The organism is Planococcus sp. CPCC 101016 (assembly GCF_007859295.1).
Taxonomy (GTDB): Bacteria; Bacillota; Bacilli; order Bacillales_A; family Planococcaceae; genus Planococcus.
Genome location: NZ_VOHB01000002.1, coordinates 327,400 through 339,134 on the forward strand (window position 1 = coordinate 327,400; position 11,735 = coordinate 339,134).

Genomic DNA, 11,735 nt, shown 5'->3' on the forward strand with positions numbered 1-11,735 from the left:
AAAATGGAGACAGCAGCTCTGAGAAGCGGCCATAGAACAGAGGGTACTTCAAGGAGCTGCTGTCCTAAATTTAAGGAACAACAAGCAGTCGATAAATTGTGAAGAGGTGATTTGGGAAATGATGAAAGTTTCTGTAACGGTGAATACGACAGATTTAAGTGATATGGATTTGCAGCAAATGTCCCAACTTGGGGTGGATTGTGTTGATTTTGGAGCTGGCGGTTCTTTTGCCGGGGTAAGCGAACAAGGATTTCCGGATTTAGACGAATTATTAAAACTGCAAAGACGGATCCGATCGTACGGAATGGATATCAACAGAGTGACGTTGCCAAATATGACCGATGATTTTATGCTGAATCGTCCAGGCAGTGAACGGCAGCTGGAAAACTCCGTGAATGCAGTAAAAGTGTTTGGACAGGCAAATATTGAGATTGTCAGGCAGCGCTTTGAAGGCGACGTTTTCTACGGGCTTTCAAGAAATTATAAAGCAGTGCAGCGCGGAGGAGCGATTTCTCGTGGAGAAAGCCTTGGATTAATGAAGGAAAAGCAGCCTACTCCTACTTTGGAGGAATTGGAATCATGGTGGGGCAACGTTCAGACAGCTTATAAGGAACTGGTGCCGACTGCACAGGATAACGGAGTAAAAATAGCCATGCATCCATCCGATACGCCTCATCCCGATTCGCCATTCGGCGGCATCGGCTTGCATCGCATAATCGATGACTTCCCGAACAAGAATGTTGGATTGGTTTACTGTATCGGGACACGCGCAGAAGCGGGCGGTTCATCACTGGTACTGGACGAGATCAATCATTTTGGACGCAAGGGCAGAATTTTCCTTGTTCACTTCCGGAATGTCAGAGGCAGCTTGCCAACTGCTGGAGCTTTTGAAGAAGCATTGTTGGATGACGGCGACATGAATATGTTCAAGTTGCTGCTGGAATTGAAAAAAGTCGGCTATGACGGCTGCATCAATCCTGACCATGTGCCAACAATGGCCGGAGATCAACCTGATTTGGATACACGTTGGCAATACTCAAACATCGGTTGGAAGAAATCCAGTCTTGGATTTGCTTACTCGGTAGGCTATATCAAAGCGTTGTTTGCTGCCATGACGGAATTTGAAGGTAAATAGGCGGTCGCCTTTACATAAATAAGAGGAGTGAAAACATGGAAAATGAATCGAATGCAGAAATTCCCTTGTTTTTAAAAATGAACGCCGCGGATAATACGGCGATCATCGTGAATACAGGCGGATTAAAACAAGGAGTTCAGTTTTCGTGTGGCCTGACGCTTATTCAACGAATTCCTCAAGGACATAAAGTCGCGCTCTGCGACATTCCACCAGGTGAAAAAATCATTCGCTATGGTGAAGTAATCGGCTATGCCGAAAAACTGATAGAGAAAGGCAGCTGGGTAAAAGAGTCGCTAGTGACTCTTCCGACAGCTCCAGAATTAGATTCTCTTCCATTTTCAACAAATATAAAAGAAGTAAAGCCATTGGAAGAATCTTATACATTCCTCGGCTACCGGAATTCAGATGGCACCGCGGGAACAAAAAACCTGCTTGGCATTACGACGAGTGTGCAATGTGTAGCGGGTGTTCTGGAATATGCGGTCAAAAAGATCAAACAGGAATTGCTGCCGCTGTATCCCAATGTCGATGACATCATCGCCTTGAACCACAACTATGGCTGCGGCGTAGCGATCAATGCGCCCGATGCAGAAATACCGATTCGGACAATCGAAAATTTAGCGAAGCATCCGAATTTTGGCGGAGAAGTGATGATTATCGGATTAGGCTGCGAAAAACTCGTGCCTACTCGTTTAAATAACGGAAATGACGATGATAATATTTTGTCTCTTCAAGACGAAGACGGCTTTAGTAAAATGATTGAGTCCATCGTCAAAATGGCTGAACAGCGTCTGGCCCGATTAAACGAACGCCAAAGAGAAGTCTGTCCGGTTTCTGACTTGGTCATCGGTGTTCAATGTGGGGGAAGCGATGCTTTTTCAGGAGTCACTGCCAATCCTGCACTGGGCTATGCGACAGACCTTTTAGTTAGAGCGGGTGCAACAGTGCTTTTCTCGGAAGTCACAGAAGTCCGGGATGCCATCCATCTACTAACTCCCCGAGCAGTGAATGAAGAAGTCGGCAAATCCTTGCTGAGAGAAATGAAATGGTACGACGACTATTTGAACAGAGGCCAAGCGGACCGCAGTGCGAATCCATCACCCGGCAACAAACGGGGAGGATTATCGAATGTAGTTGAAAAATCACTGGGCTCCATCGTCAAATCAGGCACATTGCCGATAGCCGATGTATTGAGTCCAGGGCAGCAGGTAAGAAAAAAAGGCCTGGTTTTCGCTGCTACTCCTGCCAGTGACTTTGTCTGCGGAACTCTTCAGTTGGCTTCAGGCATTCACCTGCAAGTATTTACAACCGGAAGAGGGACGCCTTATAACTTGAGCATGGCATCTGTCATAAAGGTTTCTACACGGAACACCTTACAGGAACAATGGCACGATCTAATCGATATCAATGCCGGGAAAATTGCTACCGGTGCAGCTTCAATCGAAGAAGTCGGGTATGAAATTTTTAATGAGATTCTGGAAGTGGCTAGCGGTTCGAAGAAGACATGGGCCGACCACTGGGGCATCCATAACGATTTGGCCTTATTTAATCCATCTCCAGTAACATGAGTAAATTATTTGAATTGACAGAACAATTTAATTGTCTTACAATATTACTATTAAATAAAAAGAATTGAAGGTGGAAATGATATGACAAACAAAAGGCAATCACCCACAGGAATTTTAGGCTTTCCGGTAGCTCCATTAACAGATAAAGGGCTATTAGATTTAAATGGACTGGAAGCGAATATCGATTTTTTGCTGGATCAGGGTCTGACTTCAATTTTCGTAGCATGCGGAGCCGGTGAGCTTCATGCGATCAATACAGCAGAATACCATGCAATGGTGGAATTGGCTGTCAAAAAGACAAAAGGAAAAGTGCCCCTTTACACAGGAGTCGGCGGCAATATTACAGCGGCTTTGGAACAGGCGAAAATATCTGAAGAGCTTGGCGCAGATGGCTACTTGATTTTACCGCCGTACTTAATCGATCCTTCCCAAGAAGGTCTATACAATTACATGAGTGAAATCATCAGCAGCACCGATTTAAATGCGATTGTTTATAACCGTGACAATTGCATTATGACCGCAGAAACATTAGGCAAGCTTTGTGAATTTCCACAATTGGTCGGCTTCAAAGACGGTGTCGGCAATATGGAAACAGTAGCTGAGTTCACGCATCTATTCGGAGACAGATTGGAATGGATCAACGGGATGCCGCTCGCGGAAGTTACGATGGGCGCTTACCTGAACCTCGGCTATAAAACGTATTCATCAGCAATTTCAAATTACATCCCGCACATTTCAAAGCTCTATTTTGAAGCATTAAAGAACGGGGACAAAAAAGTCGAGAAAGAAATATATGGAGATGTAATTTTACCGATTCACAGCATCAGAAAGCAGAAAAAAGGATATGCGGTGTCACTGATCAAAGCCGGCATGAACATCATCGGGCTTCCGGTGACGACAAATGTAAGAGCGCCGATTGCACCAGTAGAAGAAGCGCATTATGCACAGTTGAAAGTGATTGTCGAAAAAGCGCTGGAGAAATACCCGGCAAAAATAACGACTAAAAACTAGGAGGATTTTATGACTACTAATACAGAAGTAAAAACATACTTGAACTACATCAATGGTGAATGGGTGGCAGCAGATACAGGTAAAACCAGTGAAAGCTTTAACCCTTCCAATAAAGATGAAGTACTGGGTTCTTTCCAACTGTCTTCCGCCAATGATTTGGATAAAGCGGTAACTGCAGCAAAAGCGGGTCAAAAAGTGTGGAGAAAACTTGCTGGCAGCGACAGAGGCAATTACCTGTTCAAAGTGGCGAATGTACTTGAAGAGAAGGTGGAGTATGTAGCAGAAGCCATGACGAAGGAAATGGGCAAAACGTTTGCGGAAGCAAAAGGCGAAACCCTTCGTGGTGTAGCGATTCTCCGTTATTACGCTGGCGAAGGCATGCGGGCAGTTGGAGATGTTATCCCCTCGTCAGACAGTGAAGCGCTTATGTTTACAACGAGAGTGCCGTTGGGCGTAGTCGGCGTGATCACGCCTTGGAATTTCCCGGTGGCCATTCCAATCTGGAAAATGGCACCTGCATTGATTTACGGAAATTCGGTTGTCTTAAAACCGGCCAGTGACACAGCAGTTACTGCTGCTCGTGTGGTTGAATGCTTCCATGAAGCAGGTCTTCCGGAAGGCGTCATCAACATGGTCACGGGTTCGGGTTCTGTCATTGGACAAGGCTTGGCGGAGCATCCGAGTGTGGATGCCATCACCTTCACCGGTTCGAACGCAGTCGGAAAACAAATTGGCCGTGCAGCATTTGACCGCGGCATCAAATACCAGCTTGAAATGGGCGGCAAAAATCCAGTTATTGTAGCGAACGACGCGGACCTTGATCTGGCTGTCAGTGCGACAATTTCCGGAGGCTTAAAATCTACTGGACAAAAATGTACGGCTACCAGCCGAGTCATCGTTCAAAGCGGTGTATACGATGAGTTCCGTGAAAAGCTGCTGGAAAAAGTTTCAGAAATTACAGTAGGCAATGGCATGGAATCAGACAGCTGGATGGGACCTGTTGCAAGCGAGAGCCAATTGAATACGGTATTGTCTTATATTGAAAAAGGAAAGCAAGAAGGGGCGAAGTTGGTGCATGGCGGGAATCGCCTTACAGGCGATGAAACCGCAAATGGCTATTTTGTAGAACCGACCGTATTTGATGAAGTAACAGCGGATATGGCCATCGCAAGAGAAGAAATCTTCGGCCCTGTACTGGCCTTGCTGAAAGTTGATACAATAGAAGAAGGGCTGGCCATGGCCAATGATTCGGAATATGGCTTGAGTGCATCCATTTTTACAACGAATATCGGCAATATGCTGGAGTTCATCAATGACATGGAAGCGGGACTTGTACGCATCAACGCAGAAAGTGCAGGCGTGGAATTGCAGGCACCGTTCGGCGGCATGAAGCAGTCGAGCTCGCATTCCCGTGAACAGGGAAGAGCGGCGATTGAGTTCTTCACATCCATTAAAACAGTATTTGTGAAAAAATAAAAAAAGGGGAGTTATGCGCAAAAAGCGTAACTTCCCTTTTTTAAAAATTTATCCCGTCTTCAATCATACTTCTATACATATCCAATTTATACTAAACAATGACGATGGAGGAGTGAATGTATGTTAACACAAAATGAAAATCACCAAAAAACTTCAGCACCGCGAGTTGCCAGTATGAGAGTCATTCCGGTTGCCGGACGTGATAGTATGCTATTGAATTTGAGCGGCGCGCATAGCCCGTTTTTCACGCGCAATATTGTCATATTGGAAGATGATCACGGAAACATCGGAGCAGGAGAAGTTCCTGGAGGAGAAGCCATCCGCCAAACTTTGGAAGAAGCAAAAGAATATGTACTCGGTCAGCCAATTGGCGCCTACAACCGGATTTTGAATAAAGTCCGCAAAGAATACGCTTTCAAAGACGCGGGCGGCAGAGGCAGCCAGACATTCGATTTGAGAACAACAATTCACGCAGTAACGGCACTCGAAGCGGCATTGCTCGATTTGTTGGGGAAATTCCTGAATGTCCCTGTGGCCGAATTGCTGGGGGAAGGCCAACAGCGGACCCATGTAGAGATGCTTGGGTATTTATTCTATATCGGGGACCGCAACAAAACGGACCTTCCTTATTTGAGTGAACCGGATGCCTTTGACGATTGGCTAAGACTGCGGCATGAAGAAGCATTGACGCCTGAATCGGTTGTTGCGTTGGCAGAAGCTGCCCAAAAGCGCTACGGATTTCAGGATTTCAAGCTGAAAGGCGGCGTATTGAAAGGCGAAGAAGAGATCAAGGCAGTAACGGCTTTAGCGGAACGCTTTCCTGAAGCACGCATCACACTGGATCCAAATGGCGCCTGGTCATTAGAGGAAGCGATCCGCCTCTGCAAAGGCAAAGGCGATGTACTGGCTTATGCAGAAGATCCATGCGGAGCGGAAAACGGCTATTCTTCACGTGAAGTAATGGCGGAATTTAGAAGAGCGACTGGGCTGCCGACAGCAACGAATATGATCGCAACCGACTGGCGTGAAATGGGGCACGCGATTCAATTGAATTCTGTTGATATCCCGTTGGCAGATCCACATTTCTGGACCATGCAGGGATCCGTAAGAGTGGCTCAAATGTGCAATGAATGGGGCTTAACATGGGGGTCGCATTCGAATAACCATTTTGATATTTCACTTGCGATGTTTACGCATGTTGCAGCAGCGGCTCCGGGGAAAATTACAGCAATCGATACCCATTGGATTTGGCAGGATGGCCAGTACTTAACTAAAAATCCTTTCCAAATTGTAGATGGCAAAGTCGAAGTGCCTCAATCAGCGGGCCTCGGCATAGAAATCGACTTGGAAAAAATCGAAAAAGCGCATCAGCTCTACAACGAACACGGTCTTGGAGGACGTGATGACTCTCAAGGCATGCAATATTTGATCCCTAACTGGAAGTTCGATAATAAAAAGCCTTGCCTGGTAAGGGACTAATTCAACAAGTAAGTGTAAAAATAATGTAAAATAGAAAGAAGCAACGCATGAGCGCTAGTTTGCTCTTGCATAAAAAGGCGGTGACAGGTTATATGATGGATGGTTATATAGTGGATACAGTCCGAAGAAGTACGCTCTCTCAGCAGGTGTTGGAGAAAATTGTATTTCTATTGGTTGACGGCCAACTGAAGCCTGGAGACAAACTACCTCCTGAGATGAAGCTGATGGAGCAATTGGGAGTGAGCAGGCCCGTATTGCGCGAAGCTTTGAGTTCTCTCGAGACGCTGGAGATCATCACAAGAAAGCCCCGTGGGGGAACGATTGTAAATGACAAAGTAGGAAGTGATCCATTTACAGCAATGCTGGCCCTTTCAATCAACAATCTTCCTGCAGTCATAGAGGCGAGAATGGCATTGGAATTGGGCTTGGTGACAATCGCGGCTGAAAAGATTTCGGATGAACAATTGGATCAGCTGCTGCAGACCATCAAAAGCATTGAGGATAATGCCCATACCAACTACGGGGCATTGGATAAGGAGTTTCATCGCATTATTGCGTTAAGCGCCAATAATCCAGTAGTGGAGGGTATGATCACCTCATTGCTGATTACACATGAAAAGACAGACAGCTTAATTAAGCATCGGGATCCCGACATTACAGTTGAGCACCACAGAGCAATCTACGAGGCATTGAAAAAAAGAGATCCTCATGAAGCGTTTACGCAAATGTATAGGCATTTAAGCTTTGTCCGCAAAAAAATTCTGGACAATATGCCAGAGGAAACGGATTAAAAAGAAGCAGACTATAAACGCGAATTGTTTATAGTCTTATTTTTTTTTATAAAAAATACGAAGTTAAGCAGAAATGAAAGCAGGTGGGGACATGAATAGGATAAAAAGCAGTTTAATCATCCTTGTTCTGCTGCTCTACTTTTTAACCGTTTTTATAGACAGTGAAACCATCTATACGTGGCTGTCGATTTTGGCTTTTCTATTATTGATTGTTGCCATTCCTTCATCGAAGGCTATGACAAAAGTGATGGGAATCAGCCTTCTTGTAATTGGATTGGGAATCAGCATCTTCATGAATGGCTCTACTTTAATCGAAAGTGTGCAGGGCATCCAGCTCAATTTGCCGCTGCTCATCCTGATCCTATTGGCGCCGCTCCTATCTATTCCGTTAAAAAGTGGAACTCTATTGAATGCTCCGATGGCCTACATTGAACAGGTCAAGGATAAACCCGGCCAATTATTTCTCGGTATTTCAAGTTTTTTGGCTTTGCTTGCTCCTGTATTAAATGTGGGATCGGTAAGAATTTTGGCCGATTTAATGAAAGACCGTAAATTGTCCGGCGAACTGTTGGGCCGCTCCTATTTTACAGGATTCTCTACAGCAATGGTGTGGTCGCCTTATTTCGGATCTGTAGCACTGGTGCTGTACTACTTGGATATCCCATACAGCGAGTACGTTATCATCGGTTTGCTTTTTGCAGCTGCACAACTGCTGACGGGCAATCTGCTGTTTGCCTTGAAAAATGGAGTAGAAGAAACAATGCCAGGAGAGAAAGACCAGGTTGCTGAAAAAATACATATTTTGCCGCTGGTATTGAAGTTTGTCGTATCGTTAGGAATTTTAATTTCTGCTTTGATTTTTCTGGAACAGGCAACGAAATTGCCGATGATCGTATTGGTAAGCATGCTGGCTATCATCATCCCGACAATCTGGATGGCGCTTGCCGGCAAGTGGAAAAGCTTTGTCGATCAGGTCATTATCTATAAAAATCAGGTGACGGGTGGAAACGGCACTGAAATGGTTCTGTTTCTGAGTGCGGGTATTTTTGGCAGCGCAATTTCGAATTCCTCCATATCGGATTGGATCAAGCGTTTCCTGTTGCTGATTTCTGAAGGGTCTTTTATTTTCTTTGTCATATTCATCGTTTTTACCATCATGTTCTTCGCTTTGATCGGTTTCCATCAAATTATCACCGTCCCGCTGCTGGTGATGCAAGTCGACCCGGCGGCAATCGGTATGCCTCCTGTCGCAATCGCCTTCGTCTTCATCTTGGCTTGGTTCATGTCTGCCATCATCAGTCCAATAAACGCGGTCACTATTCTCATATCAAATGCAGTGAGCAAGAAGTTTTTCACAGTAGGGTTTCGTTGGAACGGACTTTATGTCTTATCGATGTTTTTGATCGGCTGCGTCTTTATCTATGCACTGCAGGCTATTTACCGCTAGTTCATCTTTATAAACGGTCCATTCAAGTTAGGTGAAGACAACCAAAAGGGAGGAATGGAAATGGCTTTCAAAGTGTTGATTCCAAGAACGGTAGCGATTGAAGGAATAGATTATTTAAAAGAAAATGGCTGTGAAGTGGATGCGAGAGATGAGATGGACGCTAAAGAACTGAGGGCCGCAATCAAAGAGTACGATGCGGTTTTACTTAGAACGGATCTGCTGGATGAAAAGACGATTGGCCTGGCAGAGCGGCTGAAAATCATCGCGCGCCACGGAGTCGGCTTTGATAACATTGATATCGATGCCGCTGCGGCAAAAGGCATTTATGTATCCTATACACCTGCTGCCAATATCAATTCCGTAGCAGAGCATGTAACAGGGCTGATGTTGGCAATTTCCCGGCAGACAGTGAAGGTCGACAGTGCAGTTAGGCAAGGAAACTTCGGCGTAAGGGATTCAGCGTACGGAACAGAGATGAAAGGGAAAGTGCTGGGCGTAATCGGACTTGGCAACATCGGAAAGCTCGTGGCAAAAAAATGTGCACACGGATTTGAAATGGATGTCATTGCCTACGATCCTTATGCTAAACCGCCTGAAGAACCATATATAAGAAAAGTAGAAAGCGTGGATGAATTGCTGGAACAGGCAGATTTCATCTCCTTGCATCTGCCTTACAACAAAGCGCTGCACCATTTCATCAACCAGGAGAAATTGAGTTTGATGAAACCGATAGCTTTTCTGATCAATGCCGCAAGAGGTGGCTTGGTGGACGAAGCTGCATTGGCGGAAGCATTGGAGAACAAATCAATTGCCGGTGCCGCACTGGATGTCTTCGAACAGGAGCCTGTACCGGCAGATCACCCTTTGCTGAAGCTGGATAACCTGATCGCCACGCCGCATCTTGCCGCTTTGACAAAAGAAGCGATGAGCACGATGTCTTTGGATTGCGCAAAAGAAATTGTGCGGGTTAAGAATGGGCAGGAACCGCTCGTGTGGCTTAATAAGGAACAGATGAAGAAGTAGTTGAATCAATTTAGAATAATAAAAAGCACAGATGAAAAGGGGGATTCTGCCGTTTCTACTGTGTTTTTTGTCTCATTAGTAGCTTACAAGTTGTTTATTAAGAAGCTCAGCTAATTACATGAGTACTTTAATTTGAACAAGGGAATGGAACCTTCAATAACGAAACTAATAAGAAGGACGGAAAACTAAGCAAAGAAAAAATAACGAATCAATCAGTTCTAAAATAATAGAGGAGGCGCTAGATGAAACCCAAAGTGTATATCGCCCGGTCTGTGTCAAAAGAAGTGGAAGAATTTATTGGAGATTATTGCGACTACAGGAAGTGGGAAGGCGATGGGGAAATTCCATCGGATATTCTAACAGAAGAAATAAAGAATGTGGATGGAGTGCTTGTGCAGCATGCGCCCATTACAAATGAACTGCTGGAGCAGGCACCGAATTTGAAAATCATCAGCAACTCAGCCGTCGGCTACGATTCCTTTGATCTCGAAGCCATGAAGCGGCATGGAGTGCTTGGCACGCATACGCCTTTTGTGCTGGATGAAACGGTGGCGGACCTGGCGTTCAGCCTTGTGCTTGCCACGGCGAGAAGAGTGCCGGAGCTGAATAATTTCGTCAAACAAGGGAAGTGGGATAAAGAGACAGAGAGCCGACAGTTGTTCGGCGTCGATGTGCATCACTCCACCATGGGCATTATTGGCATGGGCCGCATCGGTGAAAAAATTGTCCGAAGAGCGAGATTCGGTTTTAAAATGGAGGTCCTTTATAATAGCCGAACACCGAAACCTGAACTCGAGGAAAAATACGGCATCGTCTACAGCGAACTGGACGCACTTCTGGAAAAATCCGATTTCGTTGTGCTCATTGTGCCGTTGACACCTGAGACGCATCATTTGATGGGGGAAAAGCAATTCGAAAAGATGAAGGACAACGCCATATTGATCAATTGCGCAAGAGGAGCGGTAGTGGATGAAAAAGCGCTGATCGAAGCTTTGGAAAAAGGTAAGATCCGTGGAGCGGGGCTTGATGTTTTCGAGGAGGAGCCCGTCAGTCCAGACAATCCGCTCCTGCAGATGGAGCAGGTCGTCGCGCTTCCGCATATCGGATCGGCTACAGAAAAAACACGGGCAGACATGCTTATGAAAGCGGCTGAGAACCTGGTCGCTGGTGTGACGGGCGGCATTCCTCAAAACGTGGTTAAAGAACTGCAGGGGCTGTTGGAGAATCAGTCTTAGCATTCAAAAAGGCCAAAGAAGCGAAATGAGCTTCTTTGGCCTTTTTCTTATATTCTTCAGCGTTTAGAAGGAAGCATGAACAATAGACTTCTATGCATCCTTGACTTCTTTTTTAGAAGCCCGAACGTACTCGAGCCAGAAAAACCACAAGGTCGCAGCGGCGCCAACCCAAAGAGAAGGACTGGTGAGCGAAATGCTGCTATTAGACTCTCCGCCGAGCACCGATAAGATAAACAGCACAAGTACTGGAACGGCAATCATTAGCAGCGGGAATATGAGCATGTAGCGTTTCTTTTCCCGGCGCTGCTTAAGAGTCAGTACGCTCAAGACGCCCATGAGTGCAATAACGGCAAATAATATCCAAGGAGGAATTCCGAGGGAGGCAAGCGTGCCCGGGAAATAATCATTGACCAGAAGTGTACATAGATTAATCAGTAATACAATAACGATAAGCCAATAAGTTTTCAAAGTAAAAATCCTTTCAATGCCGGCATATTAATTCAGCTTATCGTTAAGTGTAACAAAAAATATTGGGTATAACAGGAAATTGAGAAAATCCGTCTTTTAGTA

General features: G+C 45.4%; 10 protein-coding genes. 9 read left to right on the forward strand and 1 reads right to left on the reverse strand.

What is annotated here, in order from left to right; genetic code table 11:
- Window positions 1–118 precede the first annotated feature (118 nt).
- From FQV26_RS01540 to FQV26_RS01580, 9 genes are all read left to right on the forward strand, one after another.
- A complete protein-coding gene (locus tag FQV26_RS01540; protein ID WP_146555617.1) occupies window positions 119–1,135 on the forward strand; it encodes a mannonate dehydratase in 1,017 nt (338 codons plus the stop codon).
- A 35-nt stretch (window positions 1,136–1,170) separates the two neighbouring features.
- Window positions 1,171–2,703: a galactarate dehydratase gene (gene garD / locus FQV26_RS01545; protein WP_222433888.1), complete on the forward strand. Its 1,533-nt coding sequence runs from the start codon at window positions 1,171–1,173 to the stop codon at window positions 2,701–2,703.
- Between the two features lie 81 nt (window positions 2,704–2,784).
- Window positions 2,785–3,714 (forward strand): 5-dehydro-4-deoxyglucarate dehydratase, encoded by a 930-nt coding sequence (kdgD, locus tag FQV26_RS01550; protein WP_146555618.1) that lies wholly within the window; start codon window positions 2,785–2,787, stop codon window positions 3,712–3,714.
- Window positions 3,715–3,723: 9 nt separating this feature from the next.
- Entirely contained in the window at window positions 3,724–5,190 is a 1,467-nt protein-coding gene (gucD, locus tag FQV26_RS01555; protein ID WP_146555619.1) for an alpha-ketoglutaric semialdehyde dehydrogenase GucD, read from the forward strand.
- A gap of 120 nt (window positions 5,191–5,310) precedes the next feature.
- Window positions 5,311–6,669, forward strand: a complete 1,359-nt coding sequence (gudD, locus tag FQV26_RS01560) for a glucarate dehydratase (RefSeq protein WP_146555620.1) — start codon at window positions 5,311–5,313, stop codon at window positions 6,667–6,669.
- Between the two features lie 92 nt (window positions 6,670–6,761).
- Window positions 6,762–7,460: a FadR/GntR family transcriptional regulator gene (locus FQV26_RS01565; RefSeq protein WP_146557730.1), complete on the forward strand. Its 699-nt coding sequence runs from the start codon at window positions 6,762–6,764 to the stop codon at window positions 7,458–7,460.
- 91 nt (window positions 7,461–7,551) lie between these two features.
- Window positions 7,552–8,907 (forward strand): hypothetical protein, encoded by a 1,356-nt coding sequence (locus FQV26_RS01570; protein ID WP_146555621.1) that lies wholly within the window; start codon window positions 7,552–7,554, stop codon window positions 8,905–8,907.
- A gap of 60 nt (window positions 8,908–8,967) precedes the next feature.
- Window positions 8,968–9,930, forward strand: a complete 963-nt coding sequence (locus FQV26_RS01575) for a hydroxyacid dehydrogenase (protein WP_186759585.1) — start codon at window positions 8,968–8,970, stop codon at window positions 9,928–9,930.
- 242 nt (window positions 9,931–10,172) lie between these two features.
- Window positions 10,173–11,165: a 2-hydroxyacid dehydrogenase gene (locus tag FQV26_RS01580; RefSeq protein WP_146555623.1), complete on the forward strand. Its 993-nt coding sequence runs from the start codon at window positions 10,173–10,175 to the stop codon at window positions 11,163–11,165.
- Between the two features lie 90 nt (window positions 11,166–11,255).
- On the opposite strand, the gene FQV26_RS01585 is transcribed toward FQV26_RS01580, so the two are convergent.
- The gene (locus tag FQV26_RS01585) at window positions 11,256–11,633 is read right to left on the reverse strand and encodes a hypothetical protein (protein ID WP_146555624.1); all 378 of its coding nucleotides are present in this window, start codon (window positions 11,631–11,633) and stop codon (window positions 11,256–11,258) included.
- Window positions 11,634–11,735 lie beyond the last annotated feature (102 nt).

Bases quoted from the DNA above. Each gene is read 5' to 3' on its own strand.
- FQV26_RS01540 (WP_146555617.1), top strand. From the start codon at position 119: ATGATGAAAGTTTCTGTAACGGTGAATACGACAGATTTAAGTGATATG.
- garD (WP_222433888.1), top strand. From the start codon at position 1,171: ATGGAAAATGAATCGAATGCAGAAATTCCCTTGTTTTTAAAAATGAAC.
- kdgD (WP_146555618.1), top strand. From the start codon at position 2,785: ATGACAAACAAAAGGCAATCACCCACAGGAATTTTAGGCTTTCCGGTA.
- gucD (WP_146555619.1), top strand. From the start codon at position 3,724: ATGACTACTAATACAGAAGTAAAAACATACTTGAACTACATCAATGGT.
- gudD (WP_146555620.1), top strand. From the start codon at position 5,311: ATGTTAACACAAAATGAAAATCACCAAAAAACTTCAGCACCGCGAGTT.
- FQV26_RS01565 (WP_146557730.1), top strand. From the start codon at position 6,762: ATGATGGATGGTTATATAGTGGATACAGTCCGAAGAAGTACGCTCTCT.
- FQV26_RS01570 (WP_146555621.1), top strand. From the start codon at position 7,552: ATGAATAGGATAAAAAGCAGTTTAATCATCCTTGTTCTGCTGCTCTAC.
- FQV26_RS01575 (WP_186759585.1), top strand. From the start codon at position 8,968: ATGGCTTTCAAAGTGTTGATTCCAAGAACGGTAGCGATTGAAGGAATA.
- FQV26_RS01580 (WP_146555623.1), top strand. From the start codon at position 10,173: ATGAAACCCAAAGTGTATATCGCCCGGTCTGTGTCAAAAGAAGTGGAA.